25 protein-coding genes and 1 tRNA gene are annotated in these 25,774 nt (G+C 58.8%); 14 read left to right on the top strand and 12 right to left on the bottom strand.

All coding sequences use genetic code 11. The features are described 5' to 3' along the window. Positions 1 to 30 precede the first annotated feature (30 nt). The 4 genes from AC0Z8Z_RS08855 to AC0Z8Z_RS08840 form a co-directional block, all read right to left on the bottom strand. Positions 31 to 993: a GlxA family transcriptional regulator gene (locus AC0Z8Z_RS08855; RefSeq protein ID WP_485618832.1), complete on the bottom strand. Its 963-nt coding sequence runs from the start codon at positions 991 to 993 to the stop codon at positions 31 to 33. Between the two features lie 104 nt (positions 994 to 1,097). Then, the gene (locus tag AC0Z8Z_RS08850; RefSeq protein ID WP_163023052.1) at positions 1,098 to 1,424 is read right to left on the bottom strand and encodes a hypothetical protein; all 327 of its coding nucleotides are present in this window, start codon (positions 1,422 to 1,424) and stop codon (positions 1,098 to 1,100) included. A 48-nt stretch (positions 1,425 to 1,472) separates the two neighbouring features. After that, positions 1,473 to 1,934 (bottom strand): GNAT family N-acetyltransferase, encoded by a 462-nt coding sequence (locus AC0Z8Z_RS08845; protein ID WP_485618903.1) that lies wholly within the window; start codon positions 1,932 to 1,934, stop codon positions 1,473 to 1,475. 41 nt (positions 1,935 to 1,975) lie between these two features. Continuing rightward, entirely contained in the window at positions 1,976 to 2,872 is an 897-nt protein-coding gene (locus tag AC0Z8Z_RS08840; protein WP_205484685.1) for a chemotaxis protein CheV, read from the bottom strand. A gap of 288 nt (positions 2,873 to 3,160) precedes the next feature. Between AC0Z8Z_RS08840 and hmpA the strand changes: the two genes are divergently transcribed. The 7 genes from hmpA (at position 3,161) to cyoE (ending at position 10,500) form a co-directional block, all read left to right on the top strand. Further along, a complete protein-coding gene (gene hmpA / locus AC0Z8Z_RS08835) occupies positions 3,161 to 4,342 on the top strand; it encodes an NO-inducible flavohemoprotein (protein ID WP_485618831.1) in 1,182 nt (393 codons plus the stop codon). A 336-nt stretch (positions 4,343 to 4,678) separates the two neighbouring features. After that, the gene (locus AC0Z8Z_RS08830; protein ID WP_485618830.1) at positions 4,679 to 5,188 is read left to right on the top strand and encodes a disulfide bond formation protein B; all 510 of its coding nucleotides are present in this window, start codon (positions 4,679 to 4,681) and stop codon (positions 5,186 to 5,188) included. A 469-nt stretch (positions 5,189 to 5,657) separates the two neighbouring features. Then, positions 5,658 to 6,593, top strand: a complete 936-nt coding sequence (gene cyoA / locus AC0Z8Z_RS08825; protein ID WP_122535002.1) for a ubiquinol oxidase subunit II — start codon at positions 5,658 to 5,660, stop codon at positions 6,591 to 6,593. A gap of 3 nt (positions 6,594 to 6,596) precedes the next feature. After that, on the top strand, positions 6,597 to 8,615 hold the full coding sequence (gene cyoB, locus AC0Z8Z_RS08820; protein WP_122535003.1) for a cytochrome o ubiquinol oxidase subunit I: 2,019 nt from the start codon (positions 6,597 to 6,599) through the stop codon (positions 8,613 to 8,615). Positions 8,616 to 8,618: 3 nt separating this feature from the next. Then, the gene (locus AC0Z8Z_RS08815) at positions 8,619 to 9,251 is read left to right on the top strand and encodes a cytochrome o ubiquinol oxidase subunit III (RefSeq protein ID WP_074886388.1); all 633 of its coding nucleotides are present in this window, start codon (positions 8,619 to 8,621) and stop codon (positions 9,249 to 9,251) included. Continuing rightward, complete coding sequence (gene cyoD / locus AC0Z8Z_RS08810) at positions 9,252 to 9,599, top strand: cytochrome o ubiquinol oxidase subunit IV (RefSeq protein WP_122535004.1); 348 nt, start codon at positions 9,252 to 9,254, stop codon at positions 9,597 to 9,599. It begins immediately after the preceding gene. Positions 9,600 to 9,609: 10 nt separating this feature from the next. Next, positions 9,610 to 10,500 (top strand): heme o synthase, encoded by an 891-nt coding sequence (gene cyoE / locus AC0Z8Z_RS08805; RefSeq protein WP_074886382.1) that lies wholly within the window; start codon positions 9,610 to 9,612, stop codon positions 10,498 to 10,500. A 79-nt stretch (positions 10,501 to 10,579) separates the two neighbouring features. Here the strand turns inward: cyoE and AC0Z8Z_RS08800 are convergent, their stop codons facing one another. The 4 genes from AC0Z8Z_RS08800 to AC0Z8Z_RS08785 form a co-directional block, all read right to left on the bottom strand. Further along, positions 10,580 to 11,566 (bottom strand): ATPase, encoded by a 987-nt coding sequence (locus tag AC0Z8Z_RS08800; RefSeq protein WP_485618829.1) that lies wholly within the window; start codon positions 11,564 to 11,566, stop codon positions 10,580 to 10,582. Positions 11,567 to 11,615: 49 nt separating this feature from the next. Then, positions 11,616 to 12,410 (bottom strand): transporter substrate-binding domain-containing protein, encoded by a 795-nt coding sequence (locus tag AC0Z8Z_RS08795; protein ID WP_485618902.1) that lies wholly within the window; start codon positions 12,408 to 12,410, stop codon positions 11,616 to 11,618. A gap of 58 nt (positions 12,411 to 12,468) precedes the next feature. After that, entirely contained in the window at positions 12,469 to 13,092 is a 624-nt protein-coding gene (locus tag AC0Z8Z_RS08790; RefSeq protein ID WP_122623312.1) for a DedA family protein, read from the bottom strand. A gap of 143 nt (positions 13,093 to 13,235) precedes the next feature. Then, positions 13,236 to 14,123 (bottom strand): LysR family transcriptional regulator, encoded by an 888-nt coding sequence (locus tag AC0Z8Z_RS08785; protein WP_485618828.1) that lies wholly within the window; start codon positions 14,121 to 14,123, stop codon positions 13,236 to 13,238. Positions 14,124 to 14,259: 136 nt separating this feature from the next. Here AC0Z8Z_RS08785 and AC0Z8Z_RS08780 point away from each other — a divergent pair, with 136 nt between their 5' ends. Next, entirely contained in the window at positions 14,260 to 15,003 is a 744-nt protein-coding gene (locus AC0Z8Z_RS08780) for an SDR family oxidoreductase (RefSeq protein ID WP_485618827.1), read from the top strand. 180 nt (positions 15,004 to 15,183) lie between these two features. Here the strand turns inward: AC0Z8Z_RS08780 and AC0Z8Z_RS08775 are convergent, their stop codons facing one another. The 4 genes from AC0Z8Z_RS08775 to AC0Z8Z_RS08760 form a co-directional block, all read right to left on the bottom strand. After that, on the bottom strand, positions 15,184 to 16,020 hold the full coding sequence (locus AC0Z8Z_RS08775) for a hypothetical protein (protein WP_122535010.1): 837 nt from the start codon (positions 16,018 to 16,020) through the stop codon (positions 15,184 to 15,186). Position 16,021: 1 nt separating this feature from the next. Beyond that, positions 16,022 to 17,644: a hypothetical protein gene (locus AC0Z8Z_RS08770; protein ID WP_485618826.1), complete on the bottom strand. Its 1,623-nt coding sequence runs from the start codon at positions 17,642 to 17,644 to the stop codon at positions 16,022 to 16,024. A gap of 24 nt (positions 17,645 to 17,668) precedes the next feature. After that, positions 17,669 to 19,117: an OmpA family protein gene (locus AC0Z8Z_RS08765; protein WP_485618825.1), complete on the bottom strand. Its 1,449-nt coding sequence runs from the start codon at positions 19,115 to 19,117 to the stop codon at positions 17,669 to 17,671. A 338-nt stretch (positions 19,118 to 19,455) separates the two neighbouring features. Next, a tRNA-Leu gene (locus AC0Z8Z_RS08760) sits at positions 19,456 to 19,540 on the bottom strand. Positions 19,541 to 19,648: 108 nt separating this feature from the next. Between AC0Z8Z_RS08760 and queA the strand changes: the two genes are divergently transcribed. The 6 genes from queA to AC0Z8Z_RS08730 all read left to right on the top strand — a co-directional run bounded on the left by queA (position 19,649) and on the right by AC0Z8Z_RS08730 (position 25,766). Next, the gene (queA, locus tag AC0Z8Z_RS08755; RefSeq protein ID WP_272632420.1) at positions 19,649 to 20,728 is read left to right on the top strand and encodes a tRNA preQ1(34) S-adenosylmethionine ribosyltransferase-isomerase QueA; all 1,080 of its coding nucleotides are present in this window, start codon (positions 19,649 to 19,651) and stop codon (positions 20,726 to 20,728) included. A gap of 14 nt (positions 20,729 to 20,742) precedes the next feature. Beyond that, positions 20,743 to 21,858, top strand: a complete 1,116-nt coding sequence (gene tgt, locus AC0Z8Z_RS08750; protein ID WP_163022061.1) for a tRNA guanosine(34) transglycosylase Tgt — start codon at positions 20,743 to 20,745, stop codon at positions 21,856 to 21,858. Positions 21,859 to 21,911: 53 nt separating this feature from the next. Then, complete coding sequence (gene yajC, locus AC0Z8Z_RS08745; RefSeq protein WP_037012510.1) at positions 21,912 to 22,250, top strand: preprotein translocase subunit YajC; 339 nt, start codon at positions 21,912 to 21,914, stop codon at positions 22,248 to 22,250. A gap of 62 nt (positions 22,251 to 22,312) precedes the next feature. Continuing rightward, positions 22,313 to 24,181, top strand: a complete 1,869-nt coding sequence (secD, locus tag AC0Z8Z_RS08740) for a protein translocase subunit SecD (protein ID WP_122535015.1) — start codon at positions 22,313 to 22,315, stop codon at positions 24,179 to 24,181. A gap of 9 nt (positions 24,182 to 24,190) precedes the next feature. After that, entirely contained in the window at positions 24,191 to 25,102 is a 912-nt protein-coding gene (gene secF, locus AC0Z8Z_RS08735; RefSeq protein WP_205484672.1) for a protein translocase subunit SecF, read from the top strand. A 118-nt stretch (positions 25,103 to 25,220) separates the two neighbouring features. Next, on the top strand, positions 25,221 to 25,766 hold the full coding sequence (locus AC0Z8Z_RS08730) for a glycine zipper 2TM domain-containing protein (RefSeq protein WP_122535017.1): 546 nt from the start codon (positions 25,221 to 25,223) through the stop codon (positions 25,764 to 25,766). The last annotated feature ends 8 nt before the right edge of the window (positions 25,767 to 25,774 follow it).

Here is a 25,774-nt window from a genome sequence, read left to right as displayed (position 1 = left end):
CGCTGCAGGATCATTCTCCGCCCGCCATGCTCATGCGTCCTTGCGAAAACTGTCCCGGTATTGAGTCGGCGTCACTCCCAGGCGCTGGCTGAAGATCAGCCGCATTCGCGCGGCGCTGCCAAACCCGCAGTGATACGCCACCGCCTTGATCACCATTTCGCTGCCTTCCAGCAAGTGCCGGGCAGCGTCGATGCGCGCGCGCTGCACGAACTCTGCAGGGGTGACCTTGGCGTCGCGGGCAAACACCCGGGCGAACGTGCGCGGACTCATCGCCACCACGTCGGCCAGCCGCTCCACTGAAAACGGTTCGCCGATGTGCTCCATCACATAGCGCTGCACCTTGGCCACGGGCGAATCGTCGTCTGCCGACGCTGTGAGGTACGGGCTGAATTGCGACTGCCCGCCCTGACGCTGGGCGACCACCAGCAGACGCTTGGCCACCGCGAGGGAAATCGCCGGGCCGTGATCCTCCGCCACCAATGCCAGCGCCATGTCGATGCCCGCTGTGACCCCGGCTGAGGTCATCAGCGCGCCGTCGCGAACGTAAATGCGATCAGGCTCGACCCTCGCGTGGGGGAACTGGTCGGCGAGTTGCCGAGCGTGGCTCCAGTGGGTAGCGGCCTGCCGGCCATCCAGCAAACCGGCGTGCCCGAGGATGAACGCCCCGGTGCAGATTGAACCGTAGCGTCTCGCCTGGGGTACGGCTTGCAGCAGCCACTGGGTTAGGGCGGGCATTTCCGCGGCGTCCGGCAGCGAAGGGCCGCCGGGAATCAGAAGGGTGTCGAACGGCTTAGGCGCGTCCGCCAGGGAATAATGCGCACCCAGCGGCATGCCGTTGGACGCAATGATCGGGTAGGGCGCCGAGCCGATGGTGACGATCTCGTAGCCATCACCCTCGGGCAGGAAGCGGTTGGCTTCGGCGAATACATCGAGTGGCCCGGCCACGTCCAGGGACTGAACGTTGGGAAACAGCACGATCGCGACGCGCTTCATGCCGGCACACCCAGACCGAAAGGGGAGGCTTGAAGGCGAGGGTTGCTGTGGGAATTATCCCGCCAGCCAGGCACACGCCGCGAACGGTCCGAGCGCAAGTCGCCTTACTTCTTCGGCAACGTAGTGACGTTGTCCCACTCAGTAATCAGCGCTTTCTTGTTCTTGCGGTCGTAGAGGCAGAGCTCGGTTCCCGTCTTGTTCTTCATGAACGCCTGTTTGTACTGACCTTTGATCAACAGCGCGTTGAAGCCGACGCTGTCATCGAAGGCAGCGTCAGCGCCGGCAGGTTTGGCGTTCTTCAGGGAGCTGGCGCTGACACAACTGTCGACCAGGGTTTTGTTGAAGGCGGTCCAGGCGTCCGGGCTGGAGGCATTGGCCTGACCAGCAGCGGCGGCGGTTAGTACGAGCAGCAGCGCGGTGTGCATCTTCACGGGTAGGCATCTCCATGGCGTGAGGGGTGAACGCGGCCCGGCGCAGAATCAGCGCGGTTCGAGTTCGTGGCGCTGAATATATTGCATACCGGCGCGCTCATACAGCCGGCGTGCGCCGAGATTGCTTTCCATCACCTTAAGGTCGACGTGGCCCTCACCGCGCTGGCGAAAGGCTTTGAACACTTGACCGAGCAGCGTGAGCCCCAAGCCCTGATTGCGCGCGCGAGGGTGGACCACCAGGTTGCGGATGAACGAGCTGGTCCAGCATTGCGCAACCGCGACCACACCCTGGGCGTCCTCCAGCACGAAACACAGCGCCCGATCACACTCAGGATCAGTCTCGAAGGCGTCAAGCCATGCGGGGTAATCTGCGACGCGACCGCCACCGTCCTCGCGGCCCAGCACCAGCAATTGGTGCACCGACGCCGCGTTTTGCGCGGTGAATTCAACGAGGCGCACGGAGGCCGGCCATCCCGGATCATCAAGGGTCGGGCCGAGGTCGCGGCGCATCAGCCAGTAATGCGCGGTGGAGGCATCGCCTGCGGTCGGTCTCAGATGCCCTGAGCTTCGACCGTGCGGGCGGCTTCGATCAAGCATCGTGTCAGCTCGGGCGAGGAAAATTTTGTCAGAACCGCGTTGGCGCCGGCGGCGTTGGCTTTTTCGGCGTTCATCGCGCTGTCCAGTGAAGTGTGCAGCAGCACGTACAGCTCCTGGAAGTCCGGCGTTTCCCGAAGTGTACGAGTGAGCGCGTAGCCGTCCATTTCCGACATCTCGATGTCGGACACCACCACGTTGATCTGCTGTGCGGTGCCTTGCAGTTCAAGCAGTTGATCAATGGCTTCCCGCGCGCTGCGGGCCGTGTGGCATTCGACGCCCAGATTGCGCAGAGTGATCACCGATTGCTGCAGCGCCACCTGACTGTCATCGACCACCAGAATGCGGGCCTTGGCGAGCACTTCGGCATCTTCAGGGCGCAGCTCGGCCCGCTCTGCAACAATGCGCGGCGGGGCGATACCGTGAATCACCTTCTCGATGTCCAGCACCTGAACCAGCGTCCCGTCCACCTGTGTCACGCCGGTGATGAATGACTTGTTGCCGGAGCCAAACGGAGGCGGACGAATGTCGGTGGTCAGGCAGTGAACGATCTTGCTGACGGCCTGCACGTGCAGCCCCTGCTTGGAGCGGCTGACATCGGTGACGATCAGGCAGCCGCCATCCGGGTCCACCAACGGGCGCTCGCCAATGGCACGACTCAGGTCGATCACTGACAGCGGATTGCCGCGCAAGGTGGCGACGCCTTTGACGTGTGGATGCGATTCCGGCAGACGCGTGAGAGGAGGGCAGGGAATGATTTCACTGACCTTGAGCAGGTTGATCGCCATCAGCTTTCCGCTGCGTAACGTGAACAGCAGAAGCGAGAGTGAATCCGCACGGACGTTCTTGGACATATAAACCTTCTGTGATGCGTTGCCTGGCCGCATGGAATCGGCCAACAGCTTTCGATGACGGTTTATCGACCCGTTGAGGGCAGGCTTTAACCCTTTCGGTTTTTCCCGGCCGTGTGACCCGTCCGAATTGCAGTCAATTTGACTGCGCTGAGGTCACTTTGACCATTGGTTTTCTCGAGTCATATTGACTGTGCGTTGGCCAAGCCCTTGATTTCGGGCCGTGGAGTTGCTGGCACGATTCCTGAACTACCGAGGTAACGCATCCTCATCACATCTCGGGAGTTCTTTATGTTGTCCGCATCTGATCGTGCCATCGTCAAGTCAACAGTGCCACTGCTGGAAAGCGGCGGAGAAGCGCTGATTACCCATTTCTACAAAATGCTGCTCGATCGATATCCACAAGTACGTCCTCTGTTCAATCAGGCACATCAGGCCAGCGGCGATCAGCCTCGCGCACTGGCGAACGGGGTGTTGATGTACGCGCGGCATATCGATCAGCTTGATCAACTGGGCGATCTGGTCACCAAAATCATCAACAAGCACGTGGCCCTTCAGATTCTGCCCGAGCACTACCCTCTTGTCGGGGAATGCCTGCTCGAGTCCATCCGCCAAGTGCTGGGGGCCGAGATTGCCACTGACGAGGTGATTACGGCGTGGGGCAACGCCTACGGACAGCTGGCCGACATTTTGATCGGCGCAGAAAAAACCATCTATGACGAAAAGGCCCAGGCAGTCGGCGGCTGGCGTGGCGCGCGGGAATTCAAGGTCGTCGCCAAGACTCGGGAGAGCTCGGAAATCACCTCGTTCTACTTCGCCCCTGCAGACGGCCAGCCGATTTTGCAGTTCACTGCCGGCCAGTACATCGGCCTGCAGTTGCAGGTGGAGGGCGAAGAAATCCGCCGCAACTACTCGTTGTCGGCGCTGGCCGGCAATAACCAGTACCGCATCAGCGTCAAGCGCGAACCGGACGGTGTCGCTTCCAATTACCTGCACGATCACCTGCAGATTGGCGACAGCATCAATCTGTATCCGCCATCGGGGGAGTTCACGCTGACCGACAGCGACAAGCCGCTGGTGCTCATCAGCGGGGGTGTCGGCATCACGCCAACCCTTACGATGCTTGAGGCAGCGTTGCCGACCCAGCGGCCGATTTACTTCATCCACTGCGCACGCAACGGCTCGGTCCATGCATTTCGCGACTGGATCGAGAGCCTGGCGAGCAAGCATCCTCAGCTCAAGCGTTTCTATTGCTATGCCGAAGATGACGGCGTCAGCCCGGCGGCCCATGGGACGGGTCTGCTGGATCAGACACGCCTGGAGCAGTGGCTGCCGGAGAATCGCGACGTCGATGCGTACTTCCTGGGGCCGAAGGGCTTCATGGCGGCGATCAAGCGTCAACTGAAAGCGGCCGGGGTGCCCGAGGCACAGGCGCGTTATGAATTCTTCGGTCCTGCGTCAGCGCTGGAATAATCGCTGCGACAATTAGACGCATCCTACATATATATAGAAGGGCTCAATGCCGTGATCCGTGTCTGCGACAAAAAGCCGCACTCTTCTATATATAGGCAGGAAACAGGAGCGCTCACACTAGCGTTTGAATTGGAACGTTAACGCTCGGCTAATGCAGGCGTGTTCACCATTGCGCGGGATACGACGGTGGACCGGAAGGCGGTTACGTCCGGTCGCGAATGGCACTGCGTGAACGGGCTGTCTCGACGGTGATAGAATCGCCGCCTTTGCGGGGCGTCCGGGCCGCAACACTCCACATCCGTCGATCCGGATGACTCCAATTCAAAGGACATGTGAATGACTGAAGAGATGTTGTACCTGCGGCGTGAAAAGCAGTTTCTGGTGTTGCTGGGCATCATCTGCCTGGCGTTGATCGGCGGCGCCTTGTACATGCAGGTGGTACTGGGCGAGGCGCCTTGCCCGCTCTGCATCCTGCAGCGGTATGCGCTGTTGTTCATCGCGGTATTCGCGTTCATTGGCGCAGCAATGCCGGGCCGTCTGAGCCTGACCATCTGCGAAGCGCTGGTGGTGTTGAGCGCAGTGGGCGGGCTGGTTACGGCCGGGCGCCATGTGTACATCCAGACCCACCCGACCGAGAGCTGCGGCATCGATGTATTGCAGCCGATTGTCGACGGTTTGCCCCTGGCGTCGCTATTTCCGCTAGGCTTCCAGGTAGGCGGTTTCTGCGAGACGCCATATCCGCCAGTTCTCGGATTGTCGCTGGCGCAATGGGCGTTAGTGGCGTTCGCACTGACTGTTGTGCTGGTCCCGGTGGGAATCATTCGTAACCGGATGAAAGCACGCTGATTACAAAGTGTTGCGTAACAAAGTCCCGGAAATCCTTCAATAGAACCGGGGCTTTGCCCAGTTTCAGGGTGCGACATAACACCGCATTTTTACGGATCGTGAAATTAACTGTTGCGCAGAAACTTATAGTCAATAAAACTTTACGTATCTACAATCGCCCCCAATTCACGCCCCCCCTCATTTGCGGGACGGTGTAAATCGAGGTTATGGAGCGTCTTTTCGCTCTAGTAGACGCGGTTCGAATGGCCTCCCGAGTCACGTTCTGAATGTCTGCGCCAAGGGATAGGGTCCGCATTAGCGGGTGCCACCATTCGAATAAGAAACCAAAGCTCAACCCGGATTTGTTGTGAGGCCCCATGCTTCCTGACAGGCCCCTTTTCAATCCAAGCATTTGCCAGCACCTGGCAGGGTGAAGTGTTGGCGGTCGAAACCCAACTGCGATGCGAAAGCTGCTTTTAGAGGTCGTGAGATGAGTAAAAAAAGGTACCCCAGGTTTTTTGGCTTCTTGGCCCTTTTCAGCATGCTCCTGCTCAGCGGGTGCGATTACACCCTGCTGGATCCCAAAGGCCATGTGGGCGTTCAAGAGCGTGACCTGATCATCACTGCTACCTTGCTGATGCTGCTGGTGGTGGTGCCGGTCATTTTCATGACCATCATCTTCGCCTGGAAGTATCGCGCTACCAACAAGAGCGCGACGTACACGCCTGACTGGGCGCATTCGACCCGGATTGAGCTGGTGGTCTGGCTGGTTCCATTGGCCATTATCATTGTGCTCGGCTATGTGACCTACAAGTCGACCCACGCGCTGGACCCTTACCGTCCGCTCGAGTCCGACGTCAAGCCGGTGACCATCGAAGTGGTCGCACTGGACTGGAAATGGCTGTTCATCTATCCGGAACAGGGCATCGCCACCGTCAACAAGATCGTGTTCCCGGCCAATACGCCGATCAATTTCCGCATCACGTCCGATTCGGTCATGAACTCGTTCTTCATCCCTGCGCTGGGCGGCCAGATCTACGCGATGGCCGGCATGCAGACCAAGCTGCACCTGATCGCCAATGAAAACGGCGAGTTCGATGGGATCTCCGCCAACTACAGTGGCGCAGGTTTCACCGGCATGAAATTCAAGGCGACTGCCACCTCACAGGCTGATTTCGACGCCTGGGTTGCCGACGTCAAGAATTCACCTAAAACACTGGCAACGGCCGAATACGCCGCGCTGGCCAAGCCTAGCGAACGTAACCCCGTTGAACTCTACTCCTCGGTCACTCCGAACCTGTTCCAGATCATCATCGACAAGTATGAAGGTATGAAGCCGGGCAAGATTGTCCACGAGAAGAAAGAAGTAGCAGGTACGGAAGGGATGGACATGGGTAAGCATTCAGCTGCGCAGGCAGAGGAGTAAACGATGTTTGGTAAATTAAGTCTGGACGCGATTCCGTTCCACGAGCCGATAGTCATGATCACGGTCGCCATGATCGCGATCGGTGGTGCGGCGTTGCTGGGTCTGATCACGTACTTCAAGAAGTGGACTTACCTCTACACCGAGTGGCTGACGTCTGTCGACCACAAGAAAATCGGTGTCATGTACATCATCATTGCAATGGTCATGCTGCTGCGCGGCTTTGCCGACGCCGTGCTGATGCGTTCGCAATTGGCCATGGCTACTGAAGGCTCACCCGGCTACCTGCCGCCTGAGCACTATGACCAGATCTTCACCGCCCACGGTGTGATCATGATCATCTTCATGGCGATGCCGTTCTTCACCGGCCTGATGAACATCGTCGTGCCTCTGCAGATTGGCGCTCGCGACGTTGCCTTCCCGTTCCTGAACTCCTTGAGCCTCTATCTGCTGATCTCCGGCGTGATTCTGGTCAACGTGTCTCTGGGCGTCGGCGAGTTCGCACGTACCGGTTGGGTTGCTTATCCACCGCTGTCGGAACTGGGCTATAGCCCGGGCGTGGGTGTGGATTACTACATCTGGGCACTGCAGCTGTCAGGACTGGGGACAACGTTAACCGGGGTCAACTTCCTGGTCACCGTGCTGAAGATGCGTACCCCTGGCATGAAACTGATGGACATGCCGATCTTCACCTGGACCTGCACCTGGGCCAACGTCCTGATCGTGGCTTCGTTCCCGATCCTGACCGGCACCCTGGCGTTCCTGACCCTCGACCGTTATCTGGACTTCCACATCTTCACGAACGAATTGGGTGGTAACCCGATGATGTACGTGAACCTGTTCTGGGCGTGGGGTCACCCTGAGGTTTACATCCTGATTCTGCCGGCGTTCGGGGTCTTCTCCGAAGTCATCTCGACCTTCACCGGCAAGCGTCTGTTCGGCCACCACTCGATGATCTACGCCTCCGGTGCGATCTCGATCCTCGGCTTCATGGTTTGGCTCCACCACTTCTTCACCATGGGTTCGGGTGCAAGCGTCAACGCCTTCTTCGGTCTGGCGACGATGCTGATTTCCATCCCGACGGGTGTGAAGCTGTTCAACTGGCTGTTCACGATCTACCAGGGGCGTCTGCGTTTCACCGCGCCAGTCTTGTGGACCCTGGGCTTCATGGTCACCTTCTCCATCGGTGGTATGACTGGCGTACTGCTGGCTATCCCGGGTGCTGACTTCGTTCTGCACAACAGCCTGTTCGTGATCGCGCACTTCCATAACGTGATCATCGGTGGTGCTGTGTTCGGTTACATCGCCGGCTTCGCGTTCTGGTTCCCTAAAGCGTTCGGCTTCAAGCTGAACGAGAAGTGGGGCAAGGCAGCGTTCTGGTTCTGGATCTCGGGTTTCTACGTCGCCTTCATGCCGCTGTACGCATTGGGCTTCATGGGCATGACTCGTCGTCTGAACACCACTGACAACCCGGACTGGACGCCATACCTGCACGTCGCCTTCGTCGGTGCGTTGCTGATTGCTGTCGGTATCGCCTGCCAGCTGATCCAGATCTTCGTGAGTATCCGTGACCGCGAGCAGAACCGCGATCTGACCGGTGACCCATGGAATGGCCACACCCTGGAATGGTCCACTTCGTCGCCGCCGCCTTTCTACAACTTTGCAGAAATGCCGAAAGCCAACGAAATCGACCCGTGGTATGCCGCGAAGCGTGATGGCGAGGCGTACAAGGTTCCGGCCAAGTACTCCGACATCCACATGCCGAACAACACGGCAACGGGCATGGTAATGGGCGGCCTGCTGACCGTGTTCGGTTTCGCGATGATCTGGCACATCTTCTGGCTGGCGGCTGTCAGCCTGATCGGCACGATCGTTTACTTCGTGATTCACGCGGCACGTGACGATCAGGGCTACATGGTTCCTGCATCCGAAGTGGCACGTATCGAAGGCGAGCAACACGCGATCCTGGCTCGTGTTCGCAATGGTCAGACAAACTCTCCTGTCAACAAGCTGGAGCAGGCATAAACAATGTCGAACTTAGTATTTGATGGCGCGAAGGGTCACGACCACGGTCATGACCACGAGCACGACCATGGTCACCATGACGCCGGCGAGATGAAGATCTACGGCTTCTGGATCTACCTGATGACCGACTGCATTCTGTTTGCGTCGATCTTCGCCATTTACGCGGTACTGGTTAACAACGTAGCGGGTGGTCCTGCGGGCCACGACATCTTCGAACTGCCTTACGTGCTTGGCGAAACCGCCTGCCTGTTGCTCAGCTCGATCACCTACGGCTTCGCCATGCTGGCGATGCACAAGGGCAACAAGTCGGGCGTTCTGGGTTGGTTGTTCGTGACCTTCCTGTTCGGCCTGGGCTTCATCGGCATGGAGATCAACGAGTTCCACCTGCTGATCTCCGAAGGTTACGGTCCTAACCGCAGCGGTTTCCTGTCGGCGTTCTTCACGCTGGTCGGCACCCACGGTCTTCACGTGACCAGCGGCCTGATCTGGATGGCGATCATGATGTATCAGGTCTCCAAGCACGGTCTGACCGGGACCAACCAGACTCGCCTGAGCATGCTCAGCCTGTTCTGGCACTTCCTGGACGTTGTCTGGATTTGCGTGTTCACCGTTGTCTATCTGATGGGGACCATTTAAATGGCGAATTCACATCACTCAAATGACGCTGCCAGCCATGAACCTGCCGCCCACGGCAGCTTCAAGTCGTACATGGTCGGTTTCGTACTGTCGATCATCCTGACCGCGGTTCCTTTCGGTCTGGTAATGTTCCCGACGATCTCGAAAGTGGCCACGCTGTGGGTCGTTCTGATCTTCGCAGTCGTGCAGGTGTTGGTTCACCTGGTGTACTTCCTGCACCTTGACCGCTCGGCGGCACAGCGCAACAACGTCATCGCGTTTGCCTTCGCTGGCCTTGTGATCGTGCTGCTGGTTGGTTTGAGCACCTGGATCATGTTCAGCATCCACACCGCCATGATGGCGAAGTGAGGAAAACCTGATGTCACTGAAGCACTTTATCCAAATCACCAAACCGGGGATCATTTTCGGTAACGTGCTTTCGGTGGCAGGTGGCTTTTTTCTGGCGTCCAAGGGACATGTCGACATCGGCCTGTTCCTGGCAGCCGTGATCGGGACTTCGCTAGTGGTGGCTTCTGGCTGCGTGTTCAACAACTGCATCGATCGCGATATCGATGTGAAGATGGAACGCACCAAGAATCGGGTGCTGGTGCAGGGGTTGGTGTCAGTGAAACTGGCATTGATCTACGCTACCGTGCTGGGCGTTGTCGGCGTTGGCCTGCTGTACACCAAGGCCAACGCACTGGCGGCGCTGTTTGCCGTGATCGGCTTCGTGATCTACGTCGGCTTCTACAGCCTGTACCTGAAGCGCAGGTCGGTTCATGGCACCTTGGTAGGCAGCCTGTCAGGCGCGATGCCGCCGGTGATTGGTTACGTCGCGGTCAGCAACACCTTCGACCTTGCGGCGCTGACCTTGCTGGTGATGTTCAGCCTGTGGCAGATGCCTCACTCGTACGCCATCGCGATTTTCCGCTTCAACGACTATCGGGCTGCGTCGATTCCGGTCCTGCCGGTCAAGCGTGGTATTCGGGTCGCCAAGCGGCACATCCTGATCTACATTTTGGCTTTCCTGCTGGCGACCTTGATGCTGACGTTCGGCGGTTACGCCGGGCTCAATTATCTGGCCGTTGCGGCGGCGATGGGCATGTATTGGTTGTACATGGCCTGGACCGGCTACAAAGCCAAAGACGACACTGTTTGGGCACGCAAGCTGTTCGTGTTCTCCATCTTCACGATCACTGCCTTGAGCGTGGCCATGTCGCTGGATTTTCAGGTAACTAAGGAACTGTTGGTCACATACGCAGCGCCTTAGTCGACTGAATGAAACGAAGAAAACCCGGTTGCTCGTGAGAGAAACCGGGTTTTTTTTCGAGCTGAATAAAGTCTCTGGGTTAGCTTGCCGGGTCTTTCCCGGAGGCCTCCTCGGCGTCCTTGGCTGGCCCGAGCACGATGGCCAGATGGCGCAAGTCTTCAATCTCCACGCTGACGCTTTTCCCGGACGGACTGGCAACCAGTTTGCCCAGGGCAAAGACCGTGAAGAAGCGTACCTCATCGGCATGGCTCAGCAGCTCGCTGAGGTAGCGGCTGGAGCGGTAGGCCTGCATCTGCGCGGGCGACACGTACAAGGTCACCAACTTGCCTTGCAGGCGATCGAAGAACTTGAATTTGAAGCCCGTCCCGTAACGCTCGACCAGTCCGCCGCCATACAGCACCCGACGCTCGTCATTGAGCTGAGCGAATTTGATATGGCGAAAATAGGCGCGCAATGACACCTCGCCCTGACCCGGGATGCGCAAGGTGAGCAGTGCCAGTTCTTCCTTGGTCAACGAGGCCTGGGCCTGACGAAAGCTGTCGACCAGACGCTCCAGATTGCTGGTGCGATTCTGCTTGTCCTGTTTGGCCTTCAACGCGTCAGCTGGGAGCGTGGCGTCTTCGGCCTTCTCGGTCGGCTCGGCGTCAGGCTTGTCTGTCGGCGACGTGGATTTTACGCGTTCCTTCGGGGTGGGATCGAAGACGTCGATGTAGTCATCCAGCTTGCGCTTGACCTTGCGCAACTCGCTTTCAGCTTCGGTTTCGTTTTCCTGCGCAACCGGCGTCTTGACGGCTTCATCCACCCACTCGCAATCGGCGTGATGTTCGTAGTTGGGGTTGGCCCGGTAATGCGCGGCGACGAAGGTCGGATGCTCCTGGGGCTTAACGTCATAGCGAACCCCTGTGATCTTGACGCCCAAGGCGCGACACGGTTCGGACGAGCACAGGAAGCTGAAGCGCGCCCGGGGGGGCTCTTGAGAAAAATACTCGCGCCGCGCCGCCACGATGGAAAGCTCTTGCTGCAGCTCAACGCAAAACGCGCGAGTAATGGTTCTGTTGGTTTTCATGGATACGGCGGGGTCCTGTGCCGAAGTCTTGCGGGCGTGCTGCGCGTTGTCACTCTGTAGGCATCGCCAGCCATTCGCCAACCACTTTCTTGTAGGTGCCGGTGGCTTTGGTGAGATGCAACCACTGATCAACATAGGCCTTCCAGGCCACGTCATCCCGCGGCAGCAGGTAGGCCTTTTCGCCGTACTGCATGTAATTCGACGGATTGACCGTGCACAAGCCGGGAATGCGTTTCTGCTGGTACAGCGCTTCGGACGCGTCGGTGATCATCACGTCGGCTTGCTTGTCGAGCAACTGCTGGAAAATGGTTTTGTTGTCGTGGAAGGCCAGACTGGCCTTGGGCAGGTAGGCATGGGCGAAGGCTTCGTTGGTGCCACCTTGAGGCTCGATCAGTCGAACGCCGGGCTGATTGATCTGCTCAAGGGTTTGGTACTTCGATTCATCTTCGCAACGTACCAATGGCACCTTGCCGTCGATGTCCAGCGTGCTGCTGAACGCCGCCTTCTTCTGCCGCTCCAGGGTGACCGAGATACCGCCGACGGCCATGTCGCATTTGCCGGCCGTGAAGTCGGGCATCAGGGTTTTCCAGGTGGTCGGTACCCACTCGATCTTCACACCGAGGCTCTGGGCCAGCGACTGCGCCAGCTCGATGTCGATGCCTTCGTACTGGCCGTCTGGCTTGAGAAAGGTGTAGGGCTTGTAGTCCCCGGTCGTGCAAACGGCCAGTTGGCCCTTCTGCATAATGGTGTCCAGGTGCGACGGGGTCTCAGCGGCCTGAGCCTGGATGCTGCTGACCATGCTCAACAGCAAACCGGCGGTGATGCGTGTGTTCATCGAGTCGATCCCTCTGCGTCAAATGCCTGTCTGCCGTTATAGAGGCGGTCGGCGCAGATGGGAAGTGTTATCCCGCAGAGGAGGGCGGGACGTCTTTCGCCCGCTTGGCTGCCTGGCGGGCGGGGCGCGTTTTCGCGCGATGATGCCGATACAGTGCGACGGCCGCGCCCACCACGACCACGCCGAGGAATATCGGCATTTTATAAGGCTTCAGGTTGCCGAGCATGTTCTCCAGGAAACCGCCCGCCCAATAGCCGGCGGCCAGAAACAGGCTCGCCCAGACTGCCGCGCCGATCAGGTTGATCACCGCAAAACGGATAGGTGACAAGCGACTTGCGCCGATGACCAGAGGCCCGATCAAACGCATGCCGTAGAGAAAGCGCACCGAGAAAATGGACGCCGTGGGGTAGCGCTTGATCAGGTCGGACACGCGGTCGATGGTCGCTTGCTGGCGGTGCAGACGCGGCAGCAGGCGTGGCCCGAAATGGCGCCCGGTCCAGAACAGAATCTGATCGCCCAGCATCCCGCCCAACGTGGCGTAGATCAGCACCTGCTGCCATTGCAGTACGTGCTGGTGCGCCGCCAGCCCGCCGAGGATCAGGATGGTTTCCCCCTCCAGCAGGCAGCCGATGAACACGGCCCAGTACCCGTAGTTTGAGAGCAGATAGTTGAAGTCGATGTGTTCGAACATGGAAGGCCGGTGGTTTTCGGTGAATGGATGCCTGCTGAAAAGTCCAGCAGTGTGCGCCTTGGGGGACACATTGCACGCCGTTCGACCGAAGCCGGTCGTCATCGGTTCGGTCGCTTTGAGTCGAATCTTCCGGCGCCGCACCGTCAGGGAAAGGTCTGTGGGTCGCTCAGGCAGTGGATCAGATGATCGTAGACAAGTCGTACCCTGCTCGGCACCGGCCCTGACTGCGTCCGGTACACGGACAGGTCCATGGGCGGCGGCGCCACTGTCGGCAACACCTCGACCAGACGCCCGTCACGAAGATGCGCCTCGGCCAGGTAATGGGGCATCTGCGCAAATGTGACACCCGCCAGCACGAATTCCAGCTCAGTCTCCGGGTCATCACAACTAAAGGCGGGGGAGGGCGGCAAGTAGCTTTGGCCTTCGGACAGAAACCACGGCCAGGGTCGTCCGTTGTTACGGTCAATCAACGTCGACAGCGGCAGTGTTTTCAAGTCTTCGAGTGTGGCCGGCATTCCGACTGCCGCAATCAATGCCGGCGCTGCCACGATCTTCAACGGCACATGCGCCACCGCCCGCGCGATGTAGCGCCGGTCCCGGACCGTGCCGATGCGAATGCCGATGTCGATCCTCGAGGCGACGGCGTCGGTGAGCTGGTCGTCCAGGCTTAACTCGATCCGCAGGCCGGGATGTTGCTGCATCAATGGCTGGAGAAAACCGGCCAGATAGAGCTTCCCGATCGAGTGCGGCGCTGTAATGCCCACGCGGCCCACCACATCCGCCGCTGGATTTTTCGTGTGGGCGGCGAACAAGCGATCGAATTGGTCGAGGGTCTCACGCGCCTGTCGCGCAACCTCTGCGCCGTACGCCGTGACATGGGCCTGTCGGGTGCTGCGATGAAACAACGGCTCGGCGAAGGTTCGCTCAAGCTCTTTGATGGCACGCGTAACCTTTTGTGGCGAGGTGCCGAGGCGAGTCGCGGCTTCCCGAAACGTAGGCGCGTCAACGGCCACCAGAAAGATACGCAGCATTTCCATTCGGTTAAGCATGTCAGGCCACTCGTATTCCAGAAAGTGGAATTCTCAAAACCGAACTCTTCCATTTTGTGGCAGGAATATCCAGCGCAAACTGGCTCCCATCAACTTCCCATGCGTCAGGAGCACTGCAATGAGCAATGGCATTCAAGGCAAAGTCGTCGTCATCACCGGCGCAAGCAGCGGACTCGGCGAAGCCACCGCGCGGCATCTGGCAAAACTGGGCGCCAAGGTCGTCCTCGGCGCCCGCCGTCAGGAGCGCATGGACGTCATCGTCCGCGACATCATTGCTAACGGCGGTGAAGCATCGGCCTACACGGTTGACGTCACTCGTCGAGACGACCTGTCAGCACTCGTTGAAAACGCCATTCGCGACTTCGGCCGCATCGACGTCATGATCAATAACGCCGGGCTCATGGCCATCGCGCCGATCGCGGAATTGCGCGTCGACGAATGGGACCGCATGATCGACATCAACGTCAAAGGCGTGCTCTACGGAATCGCCGCCGCACTGCCGAAGTTCGAAGCGCAGGGCTCCGGGCACTTCATCAACATCTCGTCGGTGGCCGGCATCAAAGTCTTCAGCCCGGGCGGCTCCGTCTACAGCGGCACCAAGTACGCCGTCCGCGCGATCTCCGACGGTCTGCGCCACGAAGTCGGCGGCAAGATCCGCACCACCACCATCGAACCCGGTGCCGTGGATTCCGAGTTGAAACTGGGCAGCGGCCATCAGCCGAGCGCGGATGTGGTCAAAGAGTTCTACAAGCAGGCGATCCCCGCCGAGTCCGTCGCCCGCGCAATTGCCTACGCGATTGAACAGCCGGGGGATGTGGACATCAACGAGATCGTGCTGCGGCCGACTTCGCAGGACTTTTGATGGGGGCAAATATTGCGGCGTGACACCCGGCGCCTTCCCGGCTAAAGCCAGTCCCACTGAGTGTACGCATAGTAGGACCGGCTTCAGCCGGGAAGAGGCCGGTATGATCGCTATCAGATTGCGACATGCAGCTATTGTTCTCCGCTGAATCCAGTCTTGATAAGTGGGAGAGCCAGCGCCTTACTGCAAATCAACCGTCAGCGACGGCGCCCCGAAACTCACCAGTTGCGCGTTGGACTGGCTCAAATATCCGCTCCAGAAACTCTCCAGCTTCTGCACCGTATTGCCCGACCGATAACCATTCTTGGCAGTCCCGGGCACCAGACCTGCACCCAATACATACACCTTGGCACCGCCCAGGTCGGCAAACAGTTTCTTCTGCTCGACCTTCTTGAGCTCGGCAGCCGGGTCAATGGCGCGGATCTGGTTGCTGGCGTAGAAGCTTCCGAAGTCGCTGTTCTCCAGCATGTCCGAAACCAACAACACCACCTTCTCCCGCGCAGGCCGTGGGGCGATGTCTTCGCCTATCTGCTTGAGACTGAAAAAGATCTCGCTCTTGGCGATGTCCTCGCCCGGCTTCGCAAAACTTTCCACCAGTTTCTGGCCAAGCGTTTTGCGGAAGAAATCGACTTGTTTGGTCAGGCAGCTGTCCAGCTGACGCAAACTGTTCATGCCGATATCGTCGCGTTTCTTCTCGTCCAGCTTGTCTTCAAGTTGCCCGGTATACATCAGCTTCATGTAATTGCCGGGCAAGTAGGCCGAAAACTGATACAGCCGGACGCTGTCACCCGGTTTGACGTACCGCAGCGCATGACTGTAAGTCGAGTCCTTCAGGTCCTTTGGCAACTGAACCGTCTGGTCGACGATGATAGTCAACTCGCGTCCTGAGGAAGCGGGCCGGTATTCGGACAGTTTTGCAAACTCATAGCAACTGGGCAGGTCATTGCGCTCAGCCGCGTGCAGTAACGGCGTGCCCAGTAACAGGAAAGTGCTTGCCAGCAAGGCGCGCCCGATCATCTCACTGCTCCTGACGGGTTTGGGTGGCTTTTGCAGCCATCCGTTGCAGTTTCTGGACTTTCTTCAACTGCTCGACAGTGACCTGGTACTTACCGGCAAGGAATGCCAGTTCGTCGTCGTCGAAGTCATTCAGATCGTCAAAGTTGTCCGGGTCGAGTGCGACTGCAGGCTTCAGTGCAACTGGGGTCGCTTCTGGAATCGCAGTGGGCGTTGCCGTCGCCAACTCGGCCGTCGCTGGTTGAGTAACCGCAGGCTTTGCCCTCGCGCGCTCGTACGCCTGGTCTGTGCTCAGCTGCTCGCGGCGCAGACGGTCTTGCTCCAGACGGCTGTCGTCGCTCTTGCGGAAGCCCTCATGGCGCTTGGTCACATAAGTATCGAAGTTGCGATGGCCAAACCCTTTGAGCAAATGCTCTCGCTCATGGCCCGAGGTGGTAATGCGATTGGCAAGCCGACTTTGTAATGCCGTCAGTTTGGCCTGCGCATCCCGGGCGACCCGTTCGCGAAGATTCTGATAGTGAGCCGCAAACTCTTCGGCATTATTGAACCCACGCGTGTATTGCCACGCTTGTCCCGACTGTTTCCCGGCGAAGGAGAACCGATTGGACAGCACGATACCCACGCCCTGAATGCCCAGGAAAATCACCGAAAGGATAATGTAAGTCGTCAGCGACGCAGCGCGGATGGCTTCCATTTTGTCGTGAGCCGAGGTCTGATCGGCACTCTGATTTTCCTGCGCGCTTTCGGCCGGCAATTCGAATGGTGAGTCCGGCAGTTTGTTGTTGCCCGACTGAGTCTGGCTAAAGGCATCCGGGTTGCTGACCAAATCAACTTCCATGGATTTGAGGCTGTAGTTACGGATGACAAATGCACCAATCGCAATCGCCAGCACATAAATCAGGCAGACCGTTGTCCAGGTGTATTTAGGCGTGACGCGCGCGTTGTGGTCAGTGCGGTTAAGCACTTTCAGGTAGTTGGGTTCGTCGTCGTCGCGGTAGGTGTTGTCGATATCAACTTTGGTGTCCGCCTCCAGATCTCGCGGCGTGCGCGACTGTTCATACCAGGTGCGAATTTTGGTAATCAGGCTGCTGTGATGCATCTCGCGGCCTGCCATCTCGGTGAAAAATACAGCAGCGACAGAGAGCAGAAAGGCCGTGAACCACGCCAGCATGCCAGCGACATTGGCGGATATGTTCTGCACCATAAACGGCGCAAGGACATAGGCAAAACCAACGGCCTCAAAGAAGATTAGCCCGATGATCAGCATCCACATGAGGAAGCCTTTCTCTCGTCGACCGGTCTCGTGAACCTTGTTCAGGTAATCACGGCACTTGTCATAGAAGTCCGGGCTTTTGTTCAGCTCATGGTAATAAGAGTAATAGTCGGCGCAAAGGCGCGTTTCACTGTCCATCCAGCCATCCGCATTAGTGATGGGTGGCTTGCTGCTCCAGCGACTGATTCGACCTACGAGCGGCAGTGCATACGCTACGTTCATATAGAAGTAACTGACCTTCGACCACCAGATCTTGATGGCAACCAAGAGCACCATCGTGCTCAGGATCAAACCCACTGCCACGCGGTGCAGTACAAGAAAAGCAGTCAGGGCGTCCATTGAAAACTGTTCCATGTTGTTCCTCGAGCGTTACGTACTTCAGGTGCGGATAGGGACGAATTTTGCGACGTAGCTCTCGCCGGTTTTGTCATAGAACAACTTGCCGTCTACGGCCTTGCCACCATTCTTATCCAGAACTATGTCCATGCAGTTCACCGGCGCCTGGGCGTCGTCGATGAATACGCGATAGAGCACGGTGTCCTGTCCTTCGAAGGTGTTGGCAACAGCGGCGAGTGTGGTCGCCTTGCCTTTCCTGTTCTGGTCGTAGCCTTTAACCAGTTGGATACGGGGCTGCTTGGCAATCTCTGCGTTGTTGCGCAGCACGGCGATTGGCGTGATGGTCACCAGGTTGCCGTTGACGTTGTTGGCCCAGACTCTGCCGTTGTAACCGGGCAAGTAATCGGTGGTCTCGTGCTCGGCCAGTTCTTGCCCGCTCGCAAGGTTCTTCACCGCGCCGGCAACCCGTGGGCGGTCCGCTTCACAGCTCGCGACCGGCACGCTTGCATTGGCTTTGCTGATCAGCGTGAAGCCCGTGGACTCCATCGGTTTGACCAGGCGGGCCAACTGATTGGTATCAGCGCTGGAGGGGCTTCCGCCGAAATCGACGAAGTTCGAGGGAGACGCGGCAACCGGTTGCTCGACAGATTTTGTCGGCGCCTTAGCTTGAGGTGCAGACGCAGCGACTTTAGCTTTGGACGTGGATTGGTTGCGAGTGCCATGGGCCAGGTAGCGCGGGTTGCTGCGCTCCTGTTTGACGCGTTGTTCCAGCAGCGCCGTGGACTCCAGCTGGACGATTTCGACCCGCCGATTCTGGGCGCGCCCTTCGGCAGTGGTGTTATCGGCGAGGGGGCGAGCAGCGCCTACACCCTGGAAGTACAGACTCTGAGCTGAAATACCGGCCTCGGCCAGGACTTTACCTACGCTGCGCGCACGACGTTCGGAGAGTTGCTGGTTGAAATCAGCCGAGCCGGTCGCGTCGGTATGCCCGACCACCAGAACCGCTTGCGGCTGGGCGCTGGACTGACCTTGTGCCGGCTTGAACGCATTGGCGAGCTTGCGCACTTGGCGCAGGCCATCGGCCGTCAATTGGTCGCTACCTGTGGGGAACATGCCCTGGTCTTCGACCTGAGCGACGATGCCTGCATCGGCCATCACTGCGGGCTTGCCATTCTGCGCGGGGGCCTGCGCTTGCAGCGTGTCGATCTGCATCTTCAGGTGTTCTTCCTGCGCGATCCGCTGCAGTTCCTGCTGACGGTTCTGCCAGACATGGCCCACCGCGCAACCCGCTGCACCGCCAACCACGCCGCCTGCCACGGCTTTACCCGCATTGCCCGTAGCCGCGTAGATCAAGCCCGCGCCGAGCAATGCCCCGCCTGCGCACCCTATCGCCGTGCCGTAGTCACGGCCTGCCTGATCGAACGTTGCGCAACTGCTCAGCGTCACTGCCAGTGCCAGCACTGTCAGCTTGCCGGGATGAAAAGACTTCAATGCGTACGCTCCTTGTGAGACTGCGAAGACGCACGGACACAAATGACCCGGCCCAATCGCCCGTCTTCGTCCGTGATGAAAAGCCTTCAATGGATCCGATTTTTCAGGTGGGGGATTTCACCACAGCGGGGCAGGGGATTCAATGTCAAAGGGCCATTCCCGTTTGGTTTCGGGAATTCTTGCTGAGGGATCAGCCGAGGCTGGCGATGTGCTGAGGACGCGGGTGATTGATGCGGATGCTCATACGTTCAATAAATTCCGCCCACAAAAAAACCGGCTCAAATCTGGCCGGTTTTTTTGTGCTTCAAGTCACGTAACCACTTGAAGGTGTTGCTGTTTGGTGCCCCGAGGGAGAATCGAACTCCCACTTCTTTCGAAAACGGATTTTGAATCCGCCGCGTCTACCAATTCCGCCATCAGGGCTCAATGGCGGCGAAGTATAGAGATGAGCCTACCGTTGGTCAATCATGTTTCATGGTCAATTTTCACTTATTCGGCTAAACTTCCCGGCCCTGCTAGACGAACCCCATCATGCGTGTCGCTGACTTTACCTTCGAGCTCCCGGATTCATTGATCGCTCGCCATCCTTTGGCGGAGCGACGCAGCAGCCGTTTGCTGACCCTCGACGGGCCAAGCGGCGCGCTGGCACACCGCCAATTCACTGATTTGCTGGAGCATTTGCGCCCCGGCGATCTGATGGTCTTCAACAATACCCGGGTGATTCCGGCGCGGCTGTTCGGGCAAAAAGCCTCGGGCGGCAAGCTGGAAATCCTGGTCGAGCGCGTTCTCGATCAGCACCGTGTGCTGGCCCATGTGCGCTCCAGCAAGTCGCCCAAGCCGGGTTCGACAATTCTCATCGATGGCGGTGGCGAGGCCGAGATGGTCGCGCGCCACGATGCGTTGTTTGAACTGCGCTTCGCAGAGCCGGTGCTGCCATTGCTCGAGCGCGTCGGGCACATGCCGTTGCCTCCTTATATAGACCGCCCGGACGACGATGCCGATCGCGAGCGCTATCAGACCGTGTACGCCCAGCGCGCGGGTGCGGTGGCGGCGCCGACGGCAGGTCTGCATTTCGACCAGACCATGATGGCCGCGATTGCCGAGAAGGGCGTCGAGACCGCGTTCGTGACGCTGCACGTCGGCGCGGGTACGTTTCAGCCGGTGCGCGTCGAGCGCATTGAAGATCACCACATGCACAACGAGTGGCTTGAAGTCACTCAGGAAGTGGTCGACGCCGTGGCCGCCTGCCGCGCACGCGGTGGTCGAGTGATCGCCGTGGGCACGACCAGCGTGCGTTCACTGGAAAGTGCTGCGCGCGATGGCGTGCTCAAGCCCTTCAGCGGCGACACCGATATCTTTATTTATCCGGGCCGACCGTTCCATGTGGTCGATGCGCTGGTCACCAACTTCCACTTGCCGGAATCGACGCTGTTGATGCTGGTTTCGGCATTCGCCGGTTATCCCGAAACCATGGCGGCCTATGCGGCTGCGGTGGCGCACGGTTACCGCTTCTTCAGTTACGGGGATGCCATGTTCATCACCCGCAATCCCGCGCCGACCGCTCCCGGGGAATCCACCCCGACGGACTCGGCCCCAGAGGATCAAGCATGAGTCGCACCTGTCGTATGTCTTTCGAGCTGCTGGCCACCGATGGCAAAGCGCGCCGCGGTCGTCTGACCTTTCCTCGCGGCGTTGTCGAAACGCCTGCGTTCATGCCGGTCGGCACCTACGGCACGGTCAAGGGCATGCTGCCTCGGGACATTGAGGCCACCGGTGCTCAGATGATCCTCGGCAACACCTTTCACCTGTGGCTGCGTCCGGGCACTGAAGTCATCAAAGGCCACGGCGACCTTCATGATTTCATGCAGTGGAAAGGCCCGATTCTGACCGATTCGGGCGGTTTCCAGGTGTTCAGCCTGGGCGCGATGCGCAAGATCAAGGAGGAGGGGGTGACCTTCGCCTCTCCGGTCGACGGCGCAAAAGTGTTCATGGGGCCTGAAGAATCGATGCAGGTTCAGCGCGACCTCGGTTCCGACGTCGTGATGATCTTTGACGAATGCACGCCGTACCCGGCCGACGAAGAGGTTGCGCGCACCTCCATGGAGTTGTCGCTGCGCTGGGCCAAGCGCTCCAAGATCGCCCATGGCGAAAACACGGCGGCGCTGTTTGGCATCGTTCAGGGCGGCATGCACGAGAACCTGCGCATGCGCTCCCTCGAAGGCCTGAACGAACTCGACTTCGACGGCCTGGCAATTGGCGGCCTGTCGGTCGGCGAGCCCAAGGACGAGATGATCAAAGTCCTGGACTACCTGCCGGGGCGCATGCCGGCTGACAAACCTCGTTACCTTATGGGTGTAGGCAAGCCCGAGGACCTGGTTGAAGGTGTCCGCCGCGGCGTCGACATGTTCGACTGCGTGATGCCTACGCGCAATGCGCGCAACGGTCATCTGTTCATCGACACCGGTGTTCTGAAAATCCGTAATGCGTTCCATCGCTACGATGAGTCGCCGCTGGATCCGACCTGCGATTGCTACACCTGCAAAAACTTCTCCCGCGCCTATCTGCATCACCTGGACAAGTGCGGCGAAATGCTGGGTAGCATGCTCAATACGATCCACAATTTGCGCCATTATCAGCTGCTTATGGCTGGTTTGCGCGAGGCTATTCAACAGGGTACATTGGCCGCCTTTGTCGACACGTTCTATGCCAAACGCGGGCTTGCTACGCCGCTGTTGGACTGAGCGACATCCGGTCTTTCGCTTCCTATTATTAAAATATGCAACTGGAGTGTTAAATGAGCTTTTTCATCTCTTCCGCTTTCGCGGATGCGGCTGCCCCTGCCGCTGCAGGCCCTATGGGCGGCGGCTTCGAGTGGATTTTCCTGGTCGGTTTTCTGGTCATCTTCTACTTGATGATCTGGCGTCCACAGGCCAAGCGCGCCAAAGAGCAAAAGAACTTGCTGGGCAACTTGCAGAAGGGTGACGAAGTCGTCACTACCGGCGGTATCGCAGGCAAGATCAATAAAGTGACTGATGACTTCGTTGTTATCGAAGTCTCCGACACCGTAGAGCTGAAGATCCAGAAGGGCGCAATCGCTGCCACCCTGCCCAAGGGCACTCTGAAAGCCATCTGATTCCAGTCTTTTACCAATCGACGGGGCGCGCAAGGCGCCCCGCGTTATAAGCAGGCGGCGTGATGTTGAACAAATACCCTCTGTGGAAATACATCCTGATCCTGGCAGTGCTGGTGATCGGTTTTATTTATTCCGCACCCAATCTCTACCCTGATGACCCGGCTATTCAAGTCACCGGCGCAAGCACTGCGCTGCAGGTCAATCAGGCTGATCTGGATCGCGTAAGCAAGGCGCTTACCGATGCTGGCATCGCGGTCAAGGGCGCGTCTCTGGCCGAGAACGGCAAGGGCGGTTTGTTGCGTCTGACCAAACAGGAAGACCAGCTGCCAGCCAAAGATGTCGCACGCAAGGCGCTGGGCGACGATTACGTTGTCGCGCTCAACCTGGCTCAGACCACGCCGAAATGGCTGCGCAGCATTGGCGCTACGCCGATGAAGCTGGGTCTCGACCTGTCCGGTGGCGTGCACTTCCTGCTTGAAGTCGACATGGACAAGGCGCTGAGTGCGCGTCTGAATGTCTACGAAGGCGAAGTGAAGAGCCTGCTGCGCAAGGAAAAAGTGCGCTATCGCAGCCTGCCCCAGGACAACGGCGCCATCCAGCTGGGCTTCAGCGATGCTGATACCCGCGAACAGGCCCGTGCGCTGATCCGCAAGGACTACACCGATTTCGATATCACCACGAGTGATCGCGGCGAAATGCCGATCCTGCGCCTTGCCATGACGCCAGCCAAGATCGCTGAAATCCGCGAATACTCGATCAAGCAAAACCTGACCACCGTGCGTAACCGGGTCAACGAGCTGGGTGTTGCCGAGCCGCTGGTTCAGCGTCAGGGTGCCAACCGCATCGTGGTTGAGCTGCCAGGTGTTCAGGACACCGCCGAAGCCAAGCGTATTCTCGGCAAGACGGCCAACCTTGAGTTCCGTCTGGGCGCAGGTCCCGACGACAACAAAGCAACCACCGAGATGTTCGAGTTCCGCGAAGGCGGTCGTCCTGCGGCGCCGGTCGAGCGTGGTCTGATCATCACCGGTGACCAGGTGACTGATGCCAAGGCCGGCTTTGACGAGCACGGCCGTCCGCAGGTGAACATCAAGCTGGACGGCCATGGTGGTGATCTGATGAGCCGCGCCACCCGCGCGAACGTCGGTCGCAGCATGGCGGTGATCTTCATCGAGCAGAAGCCGACTACCACCTACACCAAGCAAATGGTCAACGGCGTCGAAAAAGACGTGCCGGTCCAGACGTTCAAGGAAGAGAAGAAAATCATCAGCCTGGCGACCATCCAGTCGCCGCTGGGTGCTCAATTCCGCATCACCGGCCTGAACGGCGCGGGTGAATCTTCCGAGCTGGCGCTGTTGCTGCGTGCCGGTGGTCTGGCTGCACCGATGTACTTCGCTGAAGAACGCACCATTGGTCCAAGCCTGGGTGCCGACAACATCACCAAGGGTATCGATGCATCCCTGTGGGGCATGCTGTTCGTCTCGCTGTTCATCCTCGCCATCTACCGTTTCTTCGGTCTGATCGCGACCGTGGCACTGGCCTTCAACATGGTCATGCTGCTGGCGCTGATGTCGCTGCTGGGAGCAACGCTGACCCTGCCAGGCATCGCCGGTATCGTCTTGACGATGGGTATGGCGGTCGATGCGAACGTGCTGATCTTCTCGCGGATTCGTGAAGAGATCGCCAATGGCATGACGGTCCAGCGTGCGATCAACGAGGGCTTCGATCGCGCGTATACCGCGATTCTCGACGCCAACCTGACGACGCTGCTGGTCGGCGGCATTCTCTTTGCGATGGGCACAGGCCCGGTGAAGGGTTTTGCAGTCACCATGTCCCTCGGGATCTTTACCTCGATGTTCACAGCCATCATGGTGACCCGCGCAATGGTCAACCTGATCTTTGGCGGTCGTGACTTCAAGAAGTTGTGGATTTAAGGGGCTGCCATGAAACGTACGATCAACTTCATGGGCGTTCGCAACATTGCGTTCGCCATTACCATGCTCCTTACCGTTCTGGCGTTGTTCAGCTGGTTCTATAAAGGGCTGAACTTCGGTCTGGATTTCACTGGCGGCACGCTGATCGAGCTGACCTACGAGCGTCCGGCCGATCTGCACAAGGTGCGCGAAGAGCTGGTGGCGTCGGGTTACACCGAAGCCGTTGTACAGAGCTTTGGTGCAACGACTGATCTGCTCGTTCGCATGCCGGGTGAAGACCCGCAGCTGGGGACTCAGGTTGCCGACGCGCTGCGCAAGACAGGGGCCGATAACCCGGTCACCGTCAAGCGCGTCGAGTTCGTCGGTCCGCAAGTGGGTGAAGAACTTCGCGACCAGGGCGGCCTCGGCATGCTGCTGGCGCTGGGCGGCGTACTGGTCTACCTGGCCTTCCGCTTCCAGTGGAAATTCGCGGTAGGGGCAATCATCTCGCTGATCCACGACGTGGTGGTGACGATGGGCATCCTCTCGTTCTTCCAGGTGACCTTCGACCTGACCGTACTGGCCGCTGTGCTGGCGATCATCGGTTACTCGCTCAACGACACCATCGTGGTATTCGACCGGGTTCGCGAGAACTTCCGTCTGCTGCGCAAGGCATCGCTGATCGAGAACATCAACATCTCCACCACGCAGACGTTGCTGCGGACCATGGCGACCTCGATCTCCACATTGCTGGCCATCGTCGCGCTGTGGATCTTCGGCGGCGACAGCCTGCACGGTTTCTCGGTGGCGCTGTTCATCGGTGTTCTGGCGGGTACGTACTCGTCGATCTACATCGCCAACGTGGTGTTGATCTGGCTGAACCTGCGCAGCGAAGACCTCTTGCCACCGGTCACTGTCGATAAAGTGGATGATCGTCCGTAACCGATACTGGTAACCGGCCATCACCTGAAAAGGCGCGAGTGTGAACTCGCGCCTTTTTTTATGCTCCAAGGCTGGGAGTAGCGCGAGCAATTGCGCTGAATATCGTCAGGAGGTTCACGTGAACAAGTCGTTGCTTATTGGTGCAGTATTGGGTGCTGTCGGTGTAACCGCCGGTGGTGCTTTGGCCACCTATAGCCTCGTAAAACAAAGCGGCCCAGAGTACGCAGACGTACTTGCCGTCGAGCCTGTGAAAGAACAAATCAAAACCCCGCGACAAGTCTGCAAGGACGTTGCCGTGACTCACCGAGCGCCGGTCAAGGACCAGCATCAAATCGTGGGGAGTGTCATCGGTGCCGTAGCGGGTGGCCTGCTCGGCAACCAGGTGGGTGGCGGTAATGGCAAGAAGATCGCCACGGTCGCCGGTGCGGTGGGTGGCGGTTACGCCGGTAACAAGGTTCAGGAAGGCATGCAGAACCGCGATACCTACACAACCACCGAGTCGCGCTGCAACACTGTCAACGACATCAGCGACAAGGTTGTTGGCTACAACGTGAAGTACAAGCTCAACGACAAAGTCGGGCAGGTGCGTATGGATCGTGATCCAGGCAGCCAGATCCCCGTCAACAAGGACGGTCAGTTGGAGTTGAGTCAGGCGGGCCAATAAGCCCTGAC

The sequence above is a fragment of the Pseudomonas sp. 1L-C-7-B-C1 genome (assembly GCF_057291635.1).
Note: the sequence above shows the minus strand (reverse complement) of the source record. Positions and strands in the feature narration are given on the sequence as shown.